Here is a 21,757-nt window from a genome sequence, read left to right as displayed (position 1 = left end):
ACCCGGCACCAATCAAAATACCGGGTAGTATTAAAACTAAATTTTTAAAAAAACAATAAATCCCAAATGCTTAATCAAGGCATTGGGTTGGGTTGTTTTTAATCCTACCAAAAATCGTGAAACGGAAAAAGGATGAGTTTGCGGAAGCGCGACAGTTGCCCCGAGCCCTCGCCGCAAATAAAATCAAGATACTTGACCCTTAGGGTGTAGTTATAAACAAAGGCGGCAAAATGCTGAAAGGAGTGCGCGCCGCGATGTTGCCGCACATTGATAACCGGCGCGGCCGTATTATTGAGCGTAAAAGCTAACCTGAATGGCTTTTGGTGTGGGCTATCGGCAGAAACTGTGGTGTTTTTGGAGTTTTTTTGATGGTAAGGTTGAAATATATCTCTTCCGGATGCCGAACGCCCGAAAAAGATCATTAAAAATAAGGCAATAAGTTTATAAAGCCTGTTTACCATATCTAAAAGTAACAAAAACCTTAAATAAATCTAATATTTTTTAAAATAATTTAAATTTTTGATGATTTGATTGTTAAAAGTATCTGAAAAATAGGTTTTTTTTAATGTGTTTGTAGTTTTAGCAGATATAAATAGGAATTTGACCGGTTTTTTATCAAAAATTTAATTTACTGCTGATTTTAAAACGAAGATGAAAAAATGATGAAACTCACTTGCGGAATTATTCTTAATAATTATTACATTTTACAAAATATAATAAAATTAAAACCGTTATTATTAAAATTTAATTCCGAAAATATGCTTATCACCAAATTTGATTTGTACAAGACCGAGTGGCTCGACCTTGTATTTGACCATCGTAACAAAAATTACGGCGCTTACGAGTTAAGAAAAACCTATGGCAGCACCATGGCCAAGGCTATGGGGATCGCCTTTGCGGCAGTGGCTTTGCTATCAACGGCTTCCATTATTTTTAAGGCGAAACCAAAAGAGGAAACGTTAGTAAAGATGATTACTGTAGATTTGACTAAAGTTATGCCCCCGCCGCCCAAAAATGAGGATAGGGTTGTGGAGCCGCAGAAACAACAGGCCGAACCTGTAAAAGCAGCAGCGCCAACGCCTGCGAGTACGATAAAATATACAACGCCGAGGATAGTTACGACGGAGGTAACTACCGATCCGCCTACAATAACTGATCTGAATAAAAGCGCCGTGGGTTCCGAAACTGTTAAAGGAGAGGGTACAGCCATAAATGTACCTGAAGAAACCAATCATGGCGGAGGGAACGGTACAGGAGTTGTGGAAGACGTTGGTGTTCATACCCTTGGCGAAACCCTCGAAGTGATGCCGGAGCCGGTAGGCGGTGCGGCAGCCTGGGCTAAGTTTCTGCAAAAAAACCTGCGTTTCCCGCCTGCGGCGCAGGATGCCGGGGTATCGGGCAGGGTATTTATGAGTTTTATTATAGAGAAAGACGGCACACTTTCTAATATCAAGGTAGACCGCGGTGCCGGTTATGGTTTTGATGAGGAAGCAACCCGTGTATTAAAACTGGCCAAAGCCTGGAAACCCGGCGTACAAAACGGTCAGAACGTAAGGGTTAGGTACAGTATCCCGATCAGCTTTCAGTTATCTACAGAAGAATAATAATGGGGGTTTTTAATTGATGTGTGTTTTAGATTGCTGATTGTGTGTAGGTGCCCCGCGTAAGCGGGGCTTTTTTATATATTAGTGCTCTGCTTACCGATATCCTTAATCATGAAACAACCTGCATCATTAATTTACACCGATGGTATTTGCATTTATATTTCTGTAAAGGTAACCAACCCGTTAGTTGGTAAAGTTGTATTGGTACTTGCTAACCTGATGGTATTGTTTCCGGTTATATTAGGCATAACCGAAGGGATATTGGCCATGACCCTGGCCTTTGGAGCGTTTTTTCTGATACTGCTAAAGTATACGCTCTGGAATTTTTGGGGCCGCGAAAATATAATTGTTAATACAAAATCAGTAAGCTACCAGCACGAATACGGAGTTTTCAAAACAAATTATACCACAAAAAACTTGTTTGGGCGCCTGGTGATTGAATACTTTGATAATAAAAAGGAACCTGGTTGTGTAAACTGCCGGTTTATATCCTATAGTGAAACAACCGACATTCCCTTCGAGATTTATACGATGGTGTTTCCGCTTAGCCAAAAAGATGTAGATAAGCTAAGAACTTACCTTGACAAGCTGTTTATCGATCATTTATCAGATGGGCTTGGCATGCCACATATCAGCCTGAACTAAAACCGGGCTGTATTTCCTTCGCCTGAGTTAAATGTGATCCGAAGCGTATAACAGGTTCATTCAAATTCTTTAAAAACCGATCAAAAAATTCATAGCCCGGCCTGTCCCGCCATTTATCTTCGGCTTTAAAGCGGTTCATTGTTTCTATAAAATATTCCCGCTCGTTCCAGTTACTGATGTTGTTTCTGTCAAAACACATAAAATCAAATTTATATAATTCTTCGTTTTCATCAGAAGTGATTAAGGGTATAAAAATACCACCTTCCGGCGCCGAAACAGGCTTTTGGCTGATATGGCAAAGCCTGTTTGCAGTCGCCGCTTCAAACAACTCCCTCAAAGCCAAAGCCCTGTTTGCCAATGGATGAGTTTGAAAGCAGGCATCATGAAAAGCTTCGTCGTTAAAAAAATAAACCGGGTCTTTAAGGTTTGCTACAAATGGCGGAAACATGATTAAAGTATCATCTTCGGTCATCACTTTATTGCAAATTTTGCAGGTTGATTTCCCCGTGATTACTAAAGCCATATGATAGTTTAATGATGTAACTGATGTAAGTTGTGATAAAGCGTCAGATTTTTGACGGGCAATAATTTTTAATATTAAACATTTTAACCTTACTTTCCCGTTTGTTTAATACATTTAATTTTCAGTCCCCAAAAATACATGAAACATATAACTTCCTTACTGGCGTTTTCGGCAATTGCGTTTGGCGCGTTTGCGCAGGAGCCTACCATTAAAGTTAACCTGGAAACTGCCAAACCCGGGTTTACGGTGATTAAAAACAACCAGGCAACCCCGGTTAAAAACCAGGGCAATTCGGGCACCTGCTGGTGCTTTGCAACCACATCGCTGGTTGAAAGCGAAATGCTTGCCAAAAAGGAAGCATCCCCCGATCTGTCGGAAGTTTATACGGTGTATAATTTATACATTGATAAAGCCGAAAAATACATCCGCCGCCGCGGCAATACCCGCTTTACCGAAGGCGGCATTCAGCAGGACGTTATGTTCTCGACCGATAATTTCGGCGCCATGCCGCAGGCGGTTTATCCCGGCGTTGGTCGCGATACGGTATTAAACCACGACCCGGAGATGGAAGTGAAACTAAAAACTTACCTGGATAACTTATTAAAAAGCAACCCGGATACCATCCCTGCCAACTGGAAAACGGATTATAAAGCCATGTTAAACAGCTACCTTGGCGCGCCGCCCGAAACTTTTAGCTACAACGGCAAAACCTATACGGCCAAAAGCTACGCGGCGCAGTACGTACCGCTTAAACTTTCGGGCTATATCGGGCTAACCTCTTTTAAACATCATCCTTACGGCACCACCTTCGCCATCGAGATCCCGGATAACTATAACAGCAATATGTTTTACAACCTGCCGCTCGATCAGTTTATAGCCAGTGTTAAAACTGCCGTTATGCAGGGCTATACCGTAGCCTGGGATGCCGACGTAAGCAACAAAGGCTTCAGGATGCAAAAAGGCCTGGCCAAATGGGTAACCAAAGACGATGAAACCAAAGACTTTGAAACCTTCACCGAAAAAACACCAACCGCTGACATCCGCCAGGACCTGTTTGACAGGCAGGTAACGCAAGACGACCACCTGATGCAGATTACCGGCATGGTTAAAGATGCCAAAGGCAACGAATACTTTATAGTTAAAAACTCATGGGGTACAGATGCCAGTCCGCTGGGTGGGTATTTGTATGTGAGTGTGCCTTATTTTGCTATTAATACCATTTCGGTGGTGATTAATAAGAAGGCTTTACCGGTTGGGCTGGCGGCTAAGGTGGGGAGTTGAAGGTTTTAGAATTTAGATATTGGGAAAGCGTCATTTAATGGCGCTTTTTAGTTTTTGGAGGAATGCTGTTGACGTTATTAGTACCTCGCACCAGATGTGTGGAAAAAATACGCGCCCGCGTAGCCATTCAGAACGGCATCTATCTTGAAACATTGTATTGGGAAGAGATGAACCAGACCGAGCGGCGAACGCAATAGATAATAAAGTAATTTCAGAAGACCGGGATGTTGTTACCTTAATTATGTTTGTTTAGCATAGTTACCAGAATTTTTTAAGAGGATATAAGGGAATAAAAAACCCTGCCACGATGGGCAGGGTTAAAAAAACCACAACAATTGTTTAACCTTTGGGCTATGAATCCCGCCGGTGTATTCCTAACTGCAATGTGAATTTTCTATATATTTTAACAATTTACCATAGGGTTGGTTTTAGTTTATACTGTTTATTTTAAGTGTTTTATATGTCAAAATCACCTGGAAGCGGGATTTGATGTAATTGTTGCTATTAAAACAAAATTCGGCTTATCTTTATCGTAATTAAATTATGAGAAATCTTATGAAAAAATCATTCCAGCTTAAGGCGGCATTCCTGTTTGCGTTTGCCTTATTAGTATCGAGCTTCGCTTTTGGCCAGGACAAAAAACCTGTCGCAAGTCCGCGCGATAGCGTGAGCGGTACCATCGCGGGTTCAACTATCACCATTAATTATGGCAGCCCATCGGTAAAGGGCCGTAAAATTTGGGGCGGATTGGAAGCCTATGGAAAAGTTTGGCGTGCAGGCGCTAATGAAGCTACCACATTCACTACCACTAAAGATATCAAAGTTGAAGGGAAGCCACTTGCCGCCGGTACTTACGGCTTTTTCCTGATCCCGGCCGAAGACGGTAAATGGACCGTGATTTTTAATAAAGTTGCCAGGCAATGGGGCGCTTATAAATATGATGATAAAGAAGATGCCCTGCGTGTAACGGTAAAAACCAAAGCCGCACCTATGCACGAGCGTTTGGTTTACACTGTAGATTCAAAAAGTTTCTGCATGTTTTGGGATAAAATAGTGGTGCCTGTTTCGGTGAAATAACAGCATCTTACAATTAAAATAATGGGGCTCCGGTAACGGGGCCTTTTTTATAACCTGATTTTTGGGACTGAACAACATAAGCATGCGTATTGCGCCCCATCTGTAATTATACAAACCAAGGTGTATAAGCATTATATTTGCTGCAACCTATGCGCCGCCATAAAAACAACAATAAGCCTGTAATAAAATATATAATAGCGATAGCGCTTTTAGCCCTGGCTATTTTTTTGCTGATGTTGCTGGCCGGGCATCCGGCTGCTGTTGAACGTTATTACGCCAATGGTTTTTATATGATAGTTTGCAGGGTTTTTCACCCTGTGCTAAATATTTTCCCGTTTAGCGTGGGTGATATATTGTACATAGCAATTATTTTTTACCTTATTTACGCTTTTATAAGGTTGATCACCTTGCTTTTTAAAAAACAGTTTACAGCCGCCGGCAGGTTTGTTTTGGGCTTAATCATAGGCCTGCAGTGTACGGTATTGGCTTTTTATTTGTTTTGGGGGATGAATTATTTCAGGGAGCCGGCTTCGGTACGGCTTAACCTGCGCGATACTTCGTTTACCGCTGCCGACCTGAAAGCCGTAACCCGCATCCTGGTAGACAGCGTTAACCTTACCCGCCGCCGTTTAACTCCCGCCGATCTTGCACAGAATAACACTTCTATATACAATACAGCCCGGCATGCCGTTCGTTCGCTCAGTAAAGATTCTGCAAGTTTCAGGGCTTATGATCCGGATATCAAGCCGTCTATGCTAACATGCCTGCTTAATTACATAGGCACATCCGGCTATTACAACCCGTTTACATCCGAAGCGCAGGTAAACTACCAGATGCCGGTTTTTAACCGCCCCTTTGTGGTTTGCCATGAAATGTCACACCAGATGGGGTATGGTACTGAAGACGAGGCCGATTTTGCAGGCTTCGTTATCGCCACCCACTCGCATGACAGGTTGTTGCGTTATTCGGCTTATCACCTCGCTGTACAGGAATTTATGTACTCACTGGCCGGCCGGGACACCATGGCCTATAAAGAACTTAAAGCAACACTGAGTAAAGAGGTTCGCGCCGATTATAAAACTGAGCGCGATTATTGGCGTAACTACCAAAACAAACTCGGCGCTATAAGCAGTATTTTTTACGATAATTTTTTAAAGGCCAATAATCAACCCCGGGGCCTTGAAACCTACAACCGGATGGTTTTGCTGGTGATGGCAACCTACCGGAGCCAATGGCCATCTGTTGTTACCCATTAGGAGGTTAGTTGTCGGGCCTCATTCATCTGATACTGGTCATGGCGTTATCGCCTTTTTATCAACTCAAAATCATGCATACAGGCAAAGCGGCTCAATAGCGTGAAAAAATGATGGGTGGTAAATAAAGTGCGAGAAATACCGGTTTAAAAAAATGCGTTCCGTATCTCACCCCGGAACGCACACAATATCACGTCTCAAATGATATTGAATCAACTAAATCTCAGATATCATATTAAATGTATACCCAAGTTCTTTATTCATAAGCCGACGTGCGCCGTGCCCGAACTTCATTGTTGTGTTTACTATACCTTTTTAGCGGAATAGTATAAATAATTACCTTGAAAATCCCCGATTATAAATATTGAAATGAAAACGGAGGTAACCTGTAATTATTGTGAATTATTTGGCGAATTTACTTCAAAATCTTTAAAAAAGACCGTTTTTGTGTCCACTTGATAGAAAATTTATTTGGTAAAATTACTGTTACCGCATTCTTGTTTTGTTTATTAGTTTAATATTTCTTTCTGTTTTTTATTTTAACCTTGAAATTAACCGAAAGGAAATTTTTGTGTCCTTGCCGCTCGCAATATCGGTTGCTGTAACAGCGGACTAACCGGTGCTTTTCGCACATCAAAAAAAGTATAGACTTTGCTTTATCCTTACTGATCTGCCAAACGTTTCCGCACTTTTAAAGCGGAGTTAGCCGCAAAATCAATAGTTGGCGAAGATCTGATGGCATTACCTTTGATGAAAATAAGCTGCGTGATACAGCCTGGTTTAACAGGATGATGCTTTTGATAGGCGTGGTTAGTGGAAACTGCATGATAGACGACGGGAGGGTGAGTATATTCGGGCAATAGTTTTTCATTATTGTGGAACTTGGTACACACTTTTACGTTTTTAAACGCGCATAACGGACCATTGCCGCAGCGACTATTAAATGATGAACAAAAAATTATCTTTGGTTACTACAAAATGAAAAGATCCTTCTTAATTACCTTATTGATTTTTTGCGGCACCAGGATATTTGCTCAAAGTGTAACCATTAATGATCTGGCCAATGTAGCTAACCTGTCGAACGCCGAAGCGCACAACTATCTTACAGCAGGCAAAAAATTTAAGCGACAGTATCTTCAGGAGGTTGATGGCCATACTATCGAGCACCTTAATAAGATAGGGGAGGACAACAAGGAGGAGACTATAGTTATAGGCATGGGCGATAGGCTACCCAACGGGGGCATTTTACGTACGGTTACTTACACCACTGTTACATCGCAGCATATCCTGAACCTGATAGCGCAAGCCAAACACCTGGGCCTTATTATGAAGTTGCATGGCTCGGATGCCAAAAATGATATTTTCTTTTTCGATAACGATTTCTTTCACATTGTTATCTTTCTCAACCACGATAATATTTCAGGCTCTGTCGAGGTACACCAGAAAGAATACCTCGGACTGGATTGATCAACAATTAAAAGATGCTCTAATTGAGTATAACCACAAATAATCGCAGCTAAAGTGGGATATTGCACTAACATTGTTAGTGCCTTATGGAAAACATCAGCCGTAAAAAATTTATTACAGCAACCGCTCTGGCAGCCGTCGGCCTGCCTTTTGGTTTTGGCGCGTTGGCTAAATCTTTACCAAAAGAAGAGCTTGTAGGGTTTAGTCCGCAATCTTTGGAGAAAATAAAAGTGAGTATTTTCTCCAAACACCTGCATTGGCTTAACTATGATGATATGGCAGCGCTTGCTGCCGAATTGGGGTTCGACGGTGTTGATCTCACCGTACGGCCCGACGGGCATGTTGCGCCTGCGCGTGTTACCGATGATTTGCCTAAAGCTGTTGAAGCAATTGAGAAGGCAGGCCTGAAAGTATATTCCATAGTAACGAATATTAAAACAGCCCACGAAAAAGATACGGAACCGATTTTAAAAGCGGCATCGGCGCTGGGTATCAAATATTACCGCACTGCCTGGTTTAATTACGATAAGACGATAAGCGTACAGGCAAATATCAAAGCCATTAATAAACAGTTTTCGGACCTGGCAACCATTAATAAAAAATACGGCATCCATGGCAGCTACCAAAACCATTCGGGCGATTTATTCGGCGCCTCGCAATGGGATTTATGGCTTGGTCTGGATGGGCTCGATCCCGGTTTTATCGGTTGCCAGTATGATGTGCGCCACGCCACAACCGAAGGTGCCGACACATGGCCCGTTACGCTCGATCTGCTTAAAGCATTTATCAAAACCATTAACCTGAAGGATTTTTGCTGGGATAAAAAAGACGGCAAATGGCAGGTGAAAAGCGTACCGTTGGGGGAAGGTATGGTTGACTTTGAGAGATATTTTACCCTGCTGAAACAGTATCACATCAGCTGCCCGCTAAGCTTGCATTGCGAATATCCCTTAGGCGGGGCCGAGGATGGGGCGCGTAAACTAAGCATTAGCCGAGAAGCATTTGCAACTGCTGTAAAAACCGATTTGAATAAACTAAGGGGATGGCTTGCCGGGCACGATCTGTAATTATCATCAGCAGCAGGATGTACGTTAACGCTGAAGCATAAATCGGCGTAAGCTAAAGGAACTTTAATGTTGCAGCCTTGAAACTTGTTTTATAACAAACTTGTTACTAAATTAGTAATCAGCAGCCCGGCCGCCTTGATCTCAGCAAGCCCCGCGGGTGCTTTTTAACCAATTTTAAACTAAAGGAGGGCTTTATGAATCTGGTTCATAAAATTGAAAATTGGGGCGACACGCATCACCCTAAAGCGTTGGATATTGTTCGAGTTGCTTTGGGCATCTTTTTATTGGCGAAAGGGATAGCCTTTATGGAAAACACATCCTACCTGCGCGGTATCATTACCGATCAGCATGTAATTGATGTATCACCTGATATGCTGATGGTGCTGGTTTATTATGTGGCCTTTGCGCACATGGTGGGAGGAATCCTGATAGCCATGGGTATTTTAACCCGCCTTGGCTGCCTCATCCAGATTCCGATTGTAACCGGTGCCGTATTCTTAACCGGTATTTTTCAGGAGCCCATCAACGCCATGGCCTGGCCATCGGTAGCCGCGCTTGTGTTATTGATGATGTTTACTGTTTTAGGGTCCGGGCCGTGGTCGCTGGATAGATACCTGGCATTTAAGAATTAAGGTAGTTCATAGTTGATGGTTCATGGTGGAGACCTATGGTAACTTACTTTCAGCTATGAACCATCAACTATGAACTAACAACAAAAAACTAATATCCTTTCACCGCTTCATCCACATAGCACCACAGCCAGCGCTCGCCGGGTTCGGCCGAGATCACTACCGGGTGGCCGGTGGCGTGAAAGTGCCTGGTCATGTGTGTATTAGGAGAGCTGTCGCAGCAAAGTGTAACCCCACAGGTTTGGCAGGTACGCAGGTGAACCCAGCTACTGTGATGCTTTATACACTCTTCGCAAACATAATCCTTTGGCTCAATAATATTTTCTATGGCTTCGAGGTGAGCGCAGGTTTCTTCCATGGTAATTTTTAAATTTCTGCCAGGTATTTATGTACAAAACTTATCGCCATCGATCCTTCTCCTACTGCCGATGCAACACGGTTCATGGCTCCGGCGCGCACATCGCCGGCTGCAAATATGCCGGGGCAGCTGGTTTCCAATAAAAACGGGTCGCGTTTAAGCTTCCATACTTTGTTGAAATTTTCGTAGCTGCGCAGCTCGCGGCCAGTTTCAATAAAATCCTTGGCGTTCTTAATAATATCAAGTTTTATCCAGTCGGTATAAGGCTTGGCACCTATAAATATATACAGGGCGCTTGCAACCCTTAGCTCGGTTTCTCCGGTTTTGCAGTTTTGGATGGTTATTTTCTCGAGGCAATTCGAGCCATCTGCTTCAATAACCTCGGTATTGGGCAATACCGTAATGTTGGGTGTTTCGGCAATTTGCGCAATCAGATATGCCGACATGGTAGACGTTAAATCATCCCTGCGGATAATAATATGTACGTTTTTAGCAAATTTTGAAAGGTACATAGCTGCCTGCCCGGCCGAGTTGCCGCCGCCTATCACATATACCTCTTTACCTGTGCATGCTGAAGCCTCGGTTGTGGCGGCGCCATAATAAATGCCCGCGCCGGTATAATTTTCAACGCCCTTTACTTCAAGCTTGCGATAATCAACGCCGGTGGTAATTACAACAGTACGGCTGATGATCTCCGGTCCGTCATCCAGGATAATGGTTTTATAACCGTCTTTTTGCCTGATATCGCTAACCGATTGCGGCGATAAAAATTCGGCGCCTAAACGCATGGCCTGGCTTATGGCGCGGCGCGTTAAATCGGCCCCGCTCAAGCCTGCCGGGAAGCCCAGGTAGTTTTCAATACGTGAGCTTGTGCCAGCCTGCCCGCCGGGCGCTTTGCGTTCAATCAATAAGGTTTTTAGGCCTTCGGATGATCCATACACCGCGGCAGCCAAACCTGCCGGGCCGGCGCCGATAATAACTACATCGTAAACATCGGTCAGTTCGGTAGGGTTTTTCCCTATTTTATCGGCAATATCGCGGATGGTGGGTTTGGTTAAACAGGTGCCGTCCTCAAATATCACCATTGGCAAATCATCCGTAGTGCGGTTGTTAATGGTGAGTAAATTGGCCGAATCAATGTTTTTTTCGATATCAAACCAACGGTAAGGTATGAGGTTACCAGCCAAAAAATCTTTGATCAGGTGCGATTGCGGCGAAAACTGGTAACCTATCAGTTTCATGCCAACAAATTCGGGGATATAATGACTGTGCCAATCGTCCAGCAAATCGTTTATTACTGGGTAAAGTTTTTCCTCCGGAGGGTTCCAGGGCTTCATCAGGTAGTAATCCAGCTGTACATCGTTAATTGCCTTGATGGCTGCATCGGTATCCGAATAGGCGGTTAATAATACGCGCTTTGCGTCGGGAAATACTTTTTTGGCCTTTTCTAAAAATTTAACGCCCTCCATTTCGGGCATGCGCTGATCGCATAAAAACAGGGCAACCACTTCCGAACTGTTTTTTAGCTCGGCAAGGGTTTCAAATGCTTCATTTGCCGACGTGGTACTCAGTATTTTGTATTCTTTGCCATACTGTGTTTTTAAATCGCGACTTATGGACCGCAGCACCTGCGGGTCATCATCTATTGAAAATATTATCGGGCGGCTCATAGGGTAAATATGCAGGCAAATTAACTAATATTTTTGGTAATAACGGCTCATTATCCGTTTATCGGGAAACAAACTATAAACTCGGTTTGCCCGGGCCTTGATTTTACCTTGATCGATCCGCGGTGTTGTTTTACAATGCGGTGCACCACTTCCAACCCCATACCGGTACCCTTACCCATTTCTTTAGTGGTGAAAAACGGATCAAAAATCTGCCCGATGTTTTCTTCCGGGATACCCGGCCCGTCATCAATAATGGTAACTTCAACAAATTCGTTATCTTTTTTGGTGCGGATGGTGAGTGTGCCTTTCTCATTAATTTCCATGGCATCAAGCGCGTTATCAACCAAATTTGTCCATACTTGGTTCAACTCGCCAATAAGCGCTTTAACTTCGGGCAGGGTTTCATCAAAATCCTCAACCACGGTAATGTTCTCCTTCCTGATCTTGTAGCCCAGCATGGTAAGCGTATTGCGGATGCCGATGTGGATATCAGCATATTGCTTATCCTGCGCCCTGTCCATATGGGTAAACGTTTTTACCGAACTAACCAGTTCGGCTATGCGGCGCGCCGATTCCTGGATATCTTCTATCATTTTTTCGCCGGTAAGCTTTGCGCTTAGCCAACCCATAATAATTGGTAAGGCATGCGGCGGCATGTGTCGTTTCAGCGCCTCCAGGTTCTCGATAGTAAAGCTGAAATCAACAAAGCTTTCGGCTATTTCATAAGCGTCTTCCGCGCCGTTTTCTTCCAGCCATTCGGTTATTTCATCTTCAAGCTGGGTGCGCTGCTTAAGCGTTAGGCGGGTATAGCATTCTTTTTTGTTCAGGATCCGGAAAAGTTCGTCGGTTAGGCCGTCAACCTGCTCGTCGCTGGCCCTGATGGCAAACATGCCTTTAAGATGTGCAGGTACTATGCGGAGGTGTTTACGTAACGACAGCGAATCGCGTACAATGGCCGAAGCAGGATTATTGAGCTCGTGAGCTAAACCGGCCGAAAGCTTGCCCAGCGCCATCATTTTATCGTTTTGCTGCTGCATGGCTGTAAAGTCGCGCACGCGGGTAGTCATGATGTGTACCAAAGCCTGGGTAAGTTCGAAATGATTTTTAATCATTTCCATAATATCCTGTACAGGATAGCTTAAAATGGTGAGTTCGCCTACGGCCTGTGCGTAGCCTTTGGCTATCAGTCCGCGCGAATAAGGCATGTAACCGGTAATGTTTCCTTTTTCAACAAACACATAATCGCGGCGCGAACCCTGCTGCATCATAAAGAAACGCATATTGCCGTTTAATATAAAGTGGGGGCCTGTAAGTTCCTGGCCTGGCTCCAACAGGTATTCGCCATCTTCAAATGTCAAAACCTCACTTTTATCAATTAGCCATTGTAGCTGATCATCGGGTACACCCGCCAAGCCCTCGAACGATTGAAGATCCGCTACCTCAACCTTTATTTCACTTACCTTTTGCATAATATTTAAAAGTAGTGAATATTATTTAACCCGATAAAAATGAAAAGAAAAATTGCAATTTGGTGAGACCGCGACGTCAGTTTACGACTGATGAAGCCGGTTTTATCTTTTTTACCACACCGGTTTGGGCAGGCTTTCAGACCCATTTACTCAAAAATACCCCGAAAGCTTCCTTGTACTGATCGCCAACCGTTATATTAACTTTGCCAATTTGCAGGGCATTACGGGTAATGGAGTTTATTTTATCAAGCGATACGATGAACGACCGGTGTACCCTCATAAAACGTTTGGCGGGTAGCTTTTCTTCCAGCGCTTTCAGGCTGCTAAGTGAAAGCAGGGGTTTTTCCTTATCCTGCAAATAGATTTTTACATAGTCTTTAAGGCCTTCTATGTATAATATATCTTTAAAGGCAATACGTACCAGTTGGTATTCGATTTTTAAAAACAGGTATTCTTCCTCTTCTTTCTGATCAGCAACAAGGTCTGCACGGGTACCGGCCGGAGTTTGCGATTTATTGATCAGCCCGGCGTAGCTCAGCGCTTTGTTGGCCGCGTGCAAAAACTCCTCATAATTAAAGGGCTTCAGCAGGTAGCCCAAAGCATCAACCCGGTAACCTTCAATGGCAAACTGGTTATAAGCCGTGGTGAAAATAATACGGGGCTTGTTTACTCCGCGGCTATCTATTACCCGGGCCAGCTCCATGCCGTTAAGGTTCGGCATCTGGATATCCAGGAAAATGAGGTCTATCTTCTGGTCCTGCAAGCCAACTAAGGCTTCAACAGCGCTGCTGTACCTGCCCGCCAGCTTTAAAAAGGGGGTTTGTTCAATAAAGGCGCAAACCAGGCCCAGCGCCAGGGGTTCGTCATCAACGGCTATGCAGTTCAGGATCATTGCAGGTTAAGGGTTAAATGAACGGTATACGTATTGGCAACTGCGTTTTCATCAATATCCAGTTTGTATTTGCCGGGATAAAGGAGATCTAACCGCCGGATGGTATTGGTAAGGCCGATGCCTTTGTTTTCTTCGTTTATGGCGTTGTCGTCCTTATAAATTCCATTTTGAACATGAAGCTCCAGCTGCTCATCATGCTGGCGGATATCGATCAGGATAATGCTCGGCAAAACAGCGCTGATGCCGTGTTTAAACGCGTTTTCAACAAAAGGTAAAAACAGCATCGGGGCTATGGCCACATCGCTGATCTGCGTTGGCGAGTTAAAGGTTACGGTAACTTTTTCGGTTAAGCGTAATTGCATCAGGCTGATATAATCTTTAATAAAGGCTATTTCCTGGCTTAGCAAAGCGGTGCCGTGCTGCGTATCGTAAAGCACATAGCGCATCATGCGCGACAGTTGATGAAGTGCCTTTCGCGATGTTTCGGCATTGATGTAGGTAAGCGAATAAATGTTATTCAGTGTATTGAAAAAGAAATGGGGATTGATTTGTGCCTTCAGGAACGAAAGTTCGGAACTTATTTTTTCCTGTTGAAGGTCGGCACGGAGCCTGATATCGGCCTGCCATTTCTGTATAGCCGTAATACTGGTGCTGATGCCTAAAACAAGCGCCACTATAACCGTACCGAATATATCCCAACCGCCGCGCTCTTTAGGTTTTGGTGGCCTGTGCTGCCTGTGAAACATGCCTTCCATGTGTTCATGCATGTGCAGCGCTTTGTCGGCCCAGTAGTTAAGTGCCAAAAACACAATGATAACCATGGTTACCGTGGCTAAGTACACGCCTGTCCTGTCATGCAATAAAAAACGCGGTACCAGCAATTTATTATTAAAGTAATACGCGGCAACCAACATGAAGAAGGTAAGCGTTTGTTTAATCCAGAACTGGTAAGGGAATTCCACGTTCCAGCTAAGCGGCTGGTAAAAAAACAACAGCATACCAAAAACAACCCATATTAAAATATGGATGAGCACGGTGATGGTATTACTTTTTGATTTGAGGCTCATTTAAAACCGGTTTTTAAATTTACACATATAATTCAGCAATATTACAAACGCTGCCTGTTTAAGGTCAAGCTTAATCGCCGGGCAGCCTGAAATTACCGACGGGCAGCCTAAGTTTACCTTTGAAGCCTGCAACACGGATTAGCTTTATAATTTATATGCATTGATAGGTAAAAACGGGTATCCCGTCGATACATCAGCCATGCCGGTCTATTCTGTTTTTTACACTTAAATTAATGCTATTGATTTGTCGCTATAAACAAACCGCGACATGAAACTTTATTACAGCATTATTGCTCTTATTTTTTTAACCCCGCTTAAAAGCGGCGCCCAGACGGGCAGGCAGGTTAAAGGTATTGTTAAAGACAGCACCGGCTACCTGCTGGCCGGTACCAACGTAAAAATGCTTACCGGTACCGATAGTACCACCGTAATTACCGGTGCCGACGGAGCCTTTACTTTTAACAATGTAAAAGTGAACCAGTTTAGCCTTGTTTTTACATCAATAGGTTACCAGGCGCTGAAACGCCGCTTTATTTTGCAGGCAGATAATAAGCCAGCCTTGCTGCCGGCGGTGATCCTGAAAACCGAAATCCGGATGTTGAACACGGTAGTTATTGCCGATGTAAACCCGGTTAAAATGAAAGAGGACACTATCGAATTTAACGCCGATGCCTATAAAGTGCGTGATGGGTCGCCGGTTGAAGATGTGATTAGAAAATTGCCCGGTATGGATGTTGATAAAGACGGCAACATTACCGCGCAGGGCAAAAGCGTTACCAAAGTACGTGTAAACGGGAAAGATTTTTTTGGCGGCGATGTTAAAACAGCTACCAAAAACCTGCCTGCCGAAATTATCCAGAGCATCCAGGTTATTGATGACTACGGCGACCAGGCCAACTTAACCGGCATCAAAACCGGCGAACCAGAAAAAGTGTTGAATATCAACATTAAACAAAGTAAAAACTACGGTTATTTTGGCCAGGCAAGTGTTGGTGGCGGTCGTGACGCTATACCCGGCATCGCTAATGACAAAGAGAGCAGCCGTTATGTGGCTTCGGCCAATGTGTTCAGTTTCAGCGGAGACAGGCAGCTGGCGTTTTTGGGCAACCTGAACAACACCAACACCAACCTGTTTACTTTTGGCGGCGGCGGTCCGCGGGGTGGCGGTCCGGGCGGCCCTCCGCCGGGCGCTAACAGCAATTCATCAAACGGTATTACTACGGCGCGATCGTTCGGCTTCAACTATCGCGATAGCTGGGGTAAAAAAGTTACCGCTTATGGTAGTTACAGCTTTGCCGATAACTCTGTAAATACCATCAGCAGCACTATACAAAATAACTTGTCTGCCCTTAATCCCAGCACCAATACACAAACCAATAACCAGCAGGATGAGAAGTTAAACCATCGCGTTAACTTTAATATAGAAATTAAGCCCGATACGGTAAACTACGTAAAGGTAACTCCTACATTTGCGTATGCCAGTACCAATACCACAGCAGATGGCAGTAGCCTGTTAATCAGCAAACAGCAAACATTATCAAACTATACCTTCTCCACGCTCAGTAAATCAACCGAGCCAAATTACGGCGCAAACGTGCTGTTTAATCATAAGTTTAACACCCATGGCCGTAACTTTAGTGTAAATGTAGGCGCCGGCAGTTACAGCATTAACAAATACCAAAACCCGGTTTATACTTATATTGAGGGTGCGAGGAACGCTCCGCTCAGCCAATTTATCAATACCGATAGCCGCACCGATAGTGTGGGCACCACCATATCATACATGGAGCCCATCAGCAAAAAAGGGTATCTGGAAGCCAGCTACGCTTATCATTACGCTTATACCACTGCCGATAAAGCTACTGATACCCTGGCCTATGACGGCGCAAGGAACCGGTATGATTTGTTGAGCAACAATTACGCCTCAACATTCATAACCCATCGGTTTGGGGTGAACTATCGTTTCATCGATAAAAAATATAACTATGTATTAGGCCTGGTTGCTCAGCCCACTATTTTAAACGGCTCATCAGTTGTTAATAGTGAGCCATTTAAAACCAATAACAATACGTTTAACTGGGCGCCTACGGCAAGGTTTATTTATAACTTTTCGCGCAACCAGTCGTTCAGTGTAAACTATAACGGCAGCAGCATGCAGCCAACTTATACCGAGCTGCAGCCCGTTACCGATTTCAGCAATGCCTCGTACCCGGTACAGGGTAACCCCGATCTGAAACCTGAATTTAACAACACGTTGGCATTAAAATACAACAAGTTTAATTTTGAAAGCGGCAACGTGTTTTTCAGCAACCTGTCGTTCACCAAAACCGATAACAAAATTGTAGCCAATACCATTACCTACCCGCGCAATTACACCCCTAACAGCAAGCTGGCGGGCAGCATTTTAACGCAGTATTTAAATGCCGACGGTTATTATTCGGCGCAGGGCTTTTATGTGTTTGCCAAACCCTGGGAAAAAAGAAAATATAATTTGTTCATGATCGGTAACATCGCGTACAATAACAACGTGTCGTATATCAGTAATGTCGATTCCGTTTCGTACAAGATGACCACCGAAAAAAACATCGCCAAAAATCTGGTGCTATCGCAGGGGGCACGCTTCAGGCTGAGTATTACCGATGTTATTGACGCCGAGGCAAGTACTACATACAGCATAAATACCTCCAGCAACTCTATTAAACAGGCCAATGTTAACAGCAATTTTCAAACCCTTAACCTGGGCATAAACGGCAAAAGCTACTTTTTTAAAGACTGGACACTGAGTTACGATTACTCTAAACAGATTTACTATGGTTACACCGGAGCAACTAATCCTAATATTTTAAACACCTACGTTGAGCGCCGCTTTTTAAAGGGTAACGCGGGCACACTCCGTTTTTCGGTAATGGATGTATTTAATGAAAATACGGGTTACACCACTACCCAGAACGGCAGCTACGTAACGCAAACCAACAGCAACCGTTTAGGGCGCTATTACCTGTTAACATTTACATTAAAGCTCCAAAAGTTTGCCGGTAAAAGACCGGCCATGGGGCCGGGTGGCATGGGTGGCCCTCCACCGGGTGGCGGCCCCGGCGGCCCTCCTCCCGGCGGCGGTATCTAAACAATATTTAAAACCTTTCCGTCCCTGAGAAAGATGGCGAGTTCAGGTCTTCGAAGCATGACGATCTGAGATTTAGTTGAGCAGTTATCATCAGATAACAACAGGCGTTCCGGGGTGAGATCCGGAATGCCTTTGCTTGTCTATACCATATAGCGTATCTGCTTAAACTGATTGTATTTTAATTATCACGATTCAGTTTTTTTTACACTTAATATTTATATTTAGCAACTTAATTGTAAATAAAACTGAATGAAGCCGCTTTTACTTAAAGTATCTGCCGATCCAGCGCATTCTTTTAGCGTAAGGCATGACGTGCAGCCCGATATCAATAACCGCTGGCATTGCCACCCGGAGCTGGAGCTTATTTATTTTATAAAAGGTAGCGGCACCCAATTTATCGGCGATAGTATTAAGCAGTTTCAGCCGGGCGATATGGTGCTGGTGGGGTCAAACCTGCCGCATTACTGGCGTTTTGACGATGTTTATTTTGGTGATGGCGTAGAAACACAGTCGGCAGATACAATTGTTGTGCATTTTAATGAAAATTTTTGGGGCGATCAGTTTTTGCAGTTACCCGAAAATAAGCTCATTAAGGTGTTGCTTGAACGATCTAAACGCGGTTTGCAGATTACCGGCAAAACCAAGGAAGCCCTTGCCGGTATCCTGAGCACTATGCTTAAAACCGATGGTGCAGAACGTATCATTCTGTTGCTTAGCGCACTCAATATCCTGGCAGGTTCATCTCTGAGCTTTTTAACTTCAATCGGTTTTAAATATGATCATAACGATTCGGAAAGCGACCGGCTCAATAATATCTATGAGTACTCGATGCGTAACTTCCGTAAAAAGATCTACCTCGAAGAAATTGCCGAGGTGGCAGGGGTGAGCGCCAACTCGTTTTGTCGTTATTTTAAATCAAAAACCCGTAAAACCTACTCGCAGTTTGTAATTGAGATCAAGGTGGGTTACGCCTGTAAATTGTTAATTGAAAATAAACTCAATATCAAGCAGTTATGTTACGATAGCGGGTTTAATAATTTTTCTACCTTTCATAAGCACTTTAAGCAGGTTACCGGTAAAAGCCCGCTGATGTATCAAAAGGAGTTCACGAAAAAAACCTGATAATAAATCATGGAAATCATTTAATTCTGGAAATTTTGATCGCTATATTGTAAACCTTAATGTGTTTGTAATATGATCCGTAATATTCTGCTTGTAACGTGGCGCACCCTAATCAGAAACAAAACTTATACGCTTATCAATATAGCAGGGCTGGCTTTAGGTATGGCCGCTTTTATCCTGATATCGGCTTATGTAAATTTTGAAAAAAGCTTTGACCGCATGCACCCCGACGCGGCGAATATTTACCGGGTTGAGAGCCAATTTTATCGCGGCAATAACCTGAGCGATAGCTGGGCCACCAGTACCAACGGCTATGCTACGGCCATGAAATCCAACTTCCCCGAGATTGAATCATTTGTCAGGATGGATTGGCATAACTCCGAGCGGGTAGTAAAATACAATAATATCAAATTCAGGGAAGAACATGTTTGCTTTGCAGACAGCAACTTCTTCAGCTTTTTCGCTTATCCGTTGCTTAAGGGCGATAAGCTAACCGCGCTTAATGAAGTCAACTCGATTGTAATTTCGCAATCAGCCGCAAAAAAATATTTTGGCAGCGATGAACCCTTGGGCAAGTACCTGGATATTGCTACGCTGGAAAACAGCTATCATTGTGTAGTTACCGGTGTGTTTAAAGATGTGCCTGCAAATTCAACCATGCAGTTCAACTTCCTTGTATCGTGGAATACCGTACCAAAGTTTGAAAAGGACTTTTGGTACCTGCATGAAAGTTACACGTTTGTTAAACTGAAACCCCATGCCAGCCCGGCTTTGGTTGAAGCGAGGTTCCCGGAATTGGCAGAACGCTATAAAACCGGTCCCTCGTTAAAAGACCTGAAATGGGCCATAAAGCTCGTTCCGCTTACCGATATTCATTTAAACGCTGCCAAAGCCAACGAAATAGAAACAAAGGGCAACCGTTTTGCGGTAAACTTCCTGAACATTATTGCCTATATCATCCTGCTCATTGCCTGTATCAATTACATTAACCTGGCCACCACCAAATCAGTTGATCGTGCCCGTGAAGTTGGTATCCGGAAGGTTAGCGGCGCACATGCCCCGCAATTAATTATGCAGTTTCTTACCGAGTCGGTGATCATCAACCTGGCCGCGCTGATAGTGGCGCTGGTACTGGTACTTACAGGCAGGTATGGCATCATGAACTATTTATATGGGCAGGGCACATACAGTTTGTTATTTAACAACGCTTTATATTTAAAACTTATAGCGGTTTTTATCGGCAGTATAATGCTTTCGGGTATTTACCCGGCAACGGTACTGGTGCGAATGAAGCCTATAACCGTTTTAAAAGGCCGTTTCACGTTTTCAAAAAGCGGTGTGCTGCTTCGCCGTGGGATGGTAGCTTTTCAGTTCATGTCTTCGGTATTGCTTATCGCCGGCACGTTCGCGGTTTACAGGCAAATTGTTTATATGAACAGCCAAAGCACCGGTGTAAATATTGATCAGACCCTGGTGCTTAAAATGCCGGTTAACACACCCGATTATAACCGGTTAACCGAAAACTTTAAAACCTCCTTACAATCGTTTGCCGGAGTTAAGGCAGTAACACTTTCAGGTGCCATACCTGGTAAAGAAGTGGGGAAAAATTTAGCTAACAGGCGCTTCGGCGCGCCAAAATCTGAAGAGCGTACTTACGAAATGCTCCGCGCCGATTATGATTTTATTCCCACTTATGGTCTTCAGGTTATAGCCGGCAGGGCTTTCGACAGAAACCGCCCGGCAGACTCCGTAGGCCTTGTAATGAACGAGGAGGCAGCGAAGCAATTTGGCTTCGCCTCTCCGCAAGACGCTATAGGCAAGAAGGTGTGGATTGAAACCCTGGATAAAGAACCGAATCAAATAATAGGTATTGTAAAGAACTACCACCAGCAATCGCTCCAGAAAAATTATACGCCGGTAATCATGTTTATGGACCCCAAGCTGCCCTGGATCCCGGCAGATTATATCTCTGTAAAGATAAACGGCGGCAATATGCGCCAAATGGTTAATAATATTCAGGCGGCCTGGAATAATACTTTTCCCGGATCGCCCTTCGACTCCTTTTTTCTTGACGATTTTTATAACCGCCAATACGCGCAGGATACACAGTTTGGACACCTGTTTACCGCGTTCGCCTCATTGGCTATATTCATAGCCTGCATAGGTTTATTCGGATTGACAGCTTACGCTGCCGCGCGCCGTACCAAAGAAATAGGCGTACGCAAAGTACTCGGGGCTTCGGTGCAAAATATTATATCGCTGTTAACGTGGGATATTGTTAAACTGATTATTATTTCCGGCCTTGTGGCTATACCAATGGCGTATGTTTTCATCAGCCAATGGCTTGATGGTTACGCCTTCCGGGTAGCGCTTACCTGGTGGCAGTTTGTGTTGCCGGTATTAACACTGTTAGGCATAGCGGTAGCAACTACTATTTTTCTGACCTTTAAAGCGGCTTTGGCTAACCCAGTTGGTTCGTTAAGGAATGAATGATTAAGTTAATCCTAAC

At 43.9% G+C, this 21,757-nt stretch carries 19 protein-coding genes; 11 read left to right on the top strand and 8 right to left on the bottom strand.

Going from position 1 to position 21,757, the window contains the following annotated elements; translation table 11 throughout:
• Positions 1-104 precede the first annotated feature (104 nt).
• Complete coding sequence (locus LX99_RS00565) at positions 105-461, bottom strand: hypothetical protein (RefSeq protein WP_022829630.1); 357 nt, start codon at positions 459-461, stop codon at positions 105-107.
• Positions 462-758: 297 nt separating this feature from the next.
• Here LX99_RS00565 and LX99_RS00560 point away from each other — a divergent pair, with 297 nt between their 5' ends.
• Both LX99_RS00560 and LX99_RS00555 read left to right on the top strand, forming a co-directional pair.
• Positions 759-1,604, top strand: coding sequence for an energy transducer TonB (locus tag LX99_RS00560; RefSeq protein WP_170122584.1), 846 nt, complete (start codon positions 759-761; stop codon positions 1,602-1,604).
• Between the two features lie 111 nt (positions 1,605-1,715).
• Entirely contained in the window at positions 1,716-2,249 is a 534-nt protein-coding gene (locus LX99_RS00555; RefSeq protein ID WP_109605451.1) for a hypothetical protein, read from the top strand.
• Here LX99_RS00555 and LX99_RS00550 read toward each other — a convergent pair.
• A complete protein-coding gene (locus LX99_RS00550) occupies positions 2,236-2,772 on the bottom strand; it encodes a hypothetical protein (RefSeq protein WP_146203034.1) in 537 nt (178 codons plus the stop codon). The two genes, LX99_RS00555 and LX99_RS00550, sit on opposite strands and share 14 nt — an antisense overlap.
• Before the next feature lie 138 nt (positions 2,773-2,910).
• Here LX99_RS00550 and LX99_RS00545 point away from each other — a divergent pair, with 138 nt between their 5' ends.
• The 3 genes from LX99_RS00545 to LX99_RS00535 all read left to right on the top strand — a co-directional run bounded on the left by LX99_RS00545 (position 2,911) and on the right by LX99_RS00535 (position 6,386).
• Positions 2,911-4,053 (top strand): C1 family peptidase, encoded by a 1,143-nt coding sequence (locus LX99_RS00545; RefSeq protein WP_109605447.1) that lies wholly within the window; start codon positions 2,911-2,913, stop codon positions 4,051-4,053.
• A 555-nt stretch (positions 4,054-4,608) separates the two neighbouring features.
• Positions 4,609-5,130 carry a DUF2911 domain-containing protein gene (locus LX99_RS00540; RefSeq protein ID WP_109605445.1) on the top strand — a complete coding sequence of 174 codons (522 nt, stop codon included), beginning with the start codon at positions 4,609-4,611 and terminating at the stop codon, positions 5,128-5,130.
• A 149-nt stretch (positions 5,131-5,279) separates the two neighbouring features.
• Complete coding sequence (locus LX99_RS00535; protein WP_109605443.1) at positions 5,280-6,386, top strand: DUF3810 domain-containing protein; 1,107 nt, start codon at positions 5,280-5,282, stop codon at positions 6,384-6,386.
• Between the two features lie 688 nt (positions 6,387-7,074).
• On the opposite strand, the gene LX99_RS25320 is transcribed toward LX99_RS00535, so the two are convergent.
• Complete coding sequence (locus tag LX99_RS25320; protein ID WP_146203033.1) at positions 7,075-7,254, bottom strand: hypothetical protein; 180 nt, start codon at positions 7,252-7,254, stop codon at positions 7,075-7,077.
• Between the two features lie 107 nt (positions 7,255-7,361).
• Between LX99_RS25320 and LX99_RS00530 the strand changes: the two genes are divergently transcribed.
• The 3 genes from LX99_RS00530 (at position 7,362) to LX99_RS00520 (ending at position 9,549) form a co-directional block, all read left to right on the top strand.
• Positions 7,362-7,850: a hypothetical protein gene (locus LX99_RS00530; protein ID WP_146203032.1), complete on the top strand. Its 489-nt coding sequence runs from the start codon at positions 7,362-7,364 to the stop codon at positions 7,848-7,850.
• 86 nt (positions 7,851-7,936) lie between these two features.
• Positions 7,937-8,917, top strand: coding sequence for a sugar phosphate isomerase/epimerase family protein (locus tag LX99_RS00525; protein ID WP_022833256.1), 981 nt, complete (start codon positions 7,937-7,939; stop codon positions 8,915-8,917).
• A 194-nt stretch (positions 8,918-9,111) separates the two neighbouring features.
• Positions 9,112-9,549 (top strand): DoxX family protein, encoded by a 438-nt coding sequence (locus tag LX99_RS00520; protein WP_109605439.1) that lies wholly within the window; start codon positions 9,112-9,114, stop codon positions 9,547-9,549.
• A gap of 88 nt (positions 9,550-9,637) precedes the next feature.
• Here LX99_RS00520 and LX99_RS00515 read toward each other — a convergent pair whose 3' ends face one another.
• The 5 genes from LX99_RS00515 to LX99_RS00495 form a co-directional block, all read right to left on the bottom strand.
• Positions 9,638-9,904, bottom strand: a complete 267-nt coding sequence (locus tag LX99_RS00515; protein ID WP_022833258.1) for a UBP-type zinc finger domain-containing protein — start codon at positions 9,902-9,904, stop codon at positions 9,638-9,640.
• Between the two features lie 8 nt (positions 9,905-9,912).
• The gene (locus tag LX99_RS00510) at positions 9,913-11,574 is read right to left on the bottom strand and encodes a response regulator (RefSeq protein WP_109605437.1); all 1,662 of its coding nucleotides are present in this window, start codon (positions 11,572-11,574) and stop codon (positions 9,913-9,915) included.
• Positions 11,575-11,624: 50 nt separating this feature from the next.
• Positions 11,625-13,043 carry an ATP-binding protein gene (locus LX99_RS00505; RefSeq protein WP_022830583.1) on the bottom strand — a complete coding sequence of 473 codons (1,419 nt, stop codon included), beginning with the start codon at positions 13,041-13,043 and terminating at the stop codon, positions 11,625-11,627.
• 136 nt (positions 13,044-13,179) lie between these two features.
• Positions 13,180-13,935 (bottom strand): LytR/AlgR family response regulator transcription factor, encoded by a 756-nt coding sequence (locus LX99_RS00500; protein ID WP_109605435.1) that lies wholly within the window; start codon positions 13,933-13,935, stop codon positions 13,180-13,182.
• Positions 13,932-15,002, bottom strand: coding sequence for a sensor histidine kinase (locus tag LX99_RS00495; RefSeq protein ID WP_109605433.1), 1,071 nt, complete (start codon positions 15,000-15,002; stop codon positions 13,932-13,934). The genes LX99_RS00500 and LX99_RS00495 overlap by 4 nt, the downstream gene beginning before the upstream one ends.
• Before the next feature lie 268 nt (positions 15,003-15,270).
• Between LX99_RS00495 and LX99_RS00490 the strand changes: the two genes are divergently transcribed.
• The 3 genes from LX99_RS00490 (at position 15,271) to LX99_RS00480 (ending at position 21,741) form a co-directional block, all read left to right on the top strand.
• Positions 15,271-18,126: an outer membrane beta-barrel protein gene (locus LX99_RS00490; protein WP_109605431.1), complete on the top strand. Its 2,856-nt coding sequence runs from the start codon at positions 15,271-15,273 to the stop codon at positions 18,124-18,126.
• Between the two features lie 249 nt (positions 18,127-18,375).
• A complete protein-coding gene (locus tag LX99_RS00485) occupies positions 18,376-19,248 on the top strand; it encodes an AraC family transcriptional regulator (protein WP_109605429.1) in 873 nt (290 codons plus the stop codon).
• A 72-nt stretch (positions 19,249-19,320) separates the two neighbouring features.
• The gene (locus LX99_RS00480) at positions 19,321-21,741 is read left to right on the top strand and encodes an ABC transporter permease (RefSeq protein WP_109605427.1); all 2,421 of its coding nucleotides are present in this window, start codon (positions 19,321-19,323) and stop codon (positions 21,739-21,741) included.
• Positions 21,742-21,757 lie beyond the last annotated feature (16 nt).

Source organism: Mucilaginibacter oryzae (assembly GCF_003148845.1).
Taxonomy (GTDB): Bacteria; Bacteroidota; Bacteroidia; order Sphingobacteriales; family Sphingobacteriaceae; genus Mucilaginibacter; species Mucilaginibacter oryzae.
The sequence above is the reverse complement of the archived record's forward strand: the minus strand, read 5'-3'. Positions and strand labels throughout refer to the sequence as shown.

Coding starts and splice junctions, on each gene's coding strand:
- LX99_RS00525 (WP_022833256.1), top strand. CDS start 7,937: ATGGAAAACATCAGCCGTAAAAAATTTATTACAGCAACCGCTCTGGCA.
- LX99_RS00500 (WP_109605435.1), bottom strand. CDS start 13,935: ATGATCCTGAACTGCATAGCCGTTGATGACGAACCCCTGGCGCTGGGC.
- LX99_RS00495 (WP_109605433.1), bottom strand. CDS start 15,002: ATGAGCCTCAAATCAAAAAGTAATACCATCACCGTGCTCATCCATATT.
- LX99_RS00480 (WP_109605427.1), top strand. CDS start 19,321: ATGATCCGTAATATTCTGCTTGTAACGTGGCGCACCCTAATCAGAAAC.
- LX99_RS00550 (WP_146203034.1), bottom strand. CDS start 2,772: ATGGCTTTAGTAATCACGGGGAAATCAACCTGCAAAATTTGCAATAAA.
- LX99_RS00515 (WP_022833258.1), bottom strand. CDS start 9,904: ATGGAAGAAACCTGCGCTCACCTCGAAGCCATAGAAAATATTATTGAG.
- LX99_RS00520 (WP_109605439.1), top strand. CDS start 9,112: ATGAATCTGGTTCATAAAATTGAAAATTGGGGCGACACGCATCACCCT.
- LX99_RS25320 (WP_146203033.1), bottom strand. CDS start 7,254: ATGAAAAACTATTGCCCGAATATACTCACCCTCCCGTCGTCTATCATG.
- LX99_RS00535 (WP_109605443.1), top strand. CDS start 5,280: ATGCGCCGCCATAAAAACAACAATAAGCCTGTAATAAAATATATAATA.
- LX99_RS00530 (WP_146203032.1), top strand. CDS start 7,362: ATGAAAAGATCCTTCTTAATTACCTTATTGATTTTTTGCGGCACCAGG.
- LX99_RS00505 (WP_022830583.1), bottom strand. CDS start 13,043: ATGCAAAAGGTAAGTGAAATAAAGGTTGAGGTAGCGGATCTTCAATCG.
- LX99_RS00490 (WP_109605431.1), top strand. CDS start 15,271: ATGAAACTTTATTACAGCATTATTGCTCTTATTTTTTTAACCCCGCTT.
- LX99_RS00545 (WP_109605447.1), top strand. CDS start 2,911: ATGAAACATATAACTTCCTTACTGGCGTTTTCGGCAATTGCGTTTGGC.
- LX99_RS00540 (WP_109605445.1), top strand. CDS start 4,609: ATGAAAAAATCATTCCAGCTTAAGGCGGCATTCCTGTTTGCGTTTGCC.
- LX99_RS00510 (WP_109605437.1), bottom strand. CDS start 11,574: ATGAGCCGCCCGATAATATTTTCAATAGATGATGACCCGCAGGTGCTG.
- LX99_RS00555 (WP_109605451.1), top strand. CDS start 1,716: ATGAAACAACCTGCATCATTAATTTACACCGATGGTATTTGCATTTAT.
- LX99_RS00485 (WP_109605429.1), top strand. CDS start 18,376: ATGAAGCCGCTTTTACTTAAAGTATCTGCCGATCCAGCGCATTCTTTT.
- LX99_RS00565 (WP_022829630.1), bottom strand. CDS start 461: ATGGTAAACAGGCTTTATAAACTTATTGCCTTATTTTTAATGATCTTT.
- LX99_RS00560 (WP_170122584.1), top strand. CDS start 759: ATGCTTATCACCAAATTTGATTTGTACAAGACCGAGTGGCTCGACCTT.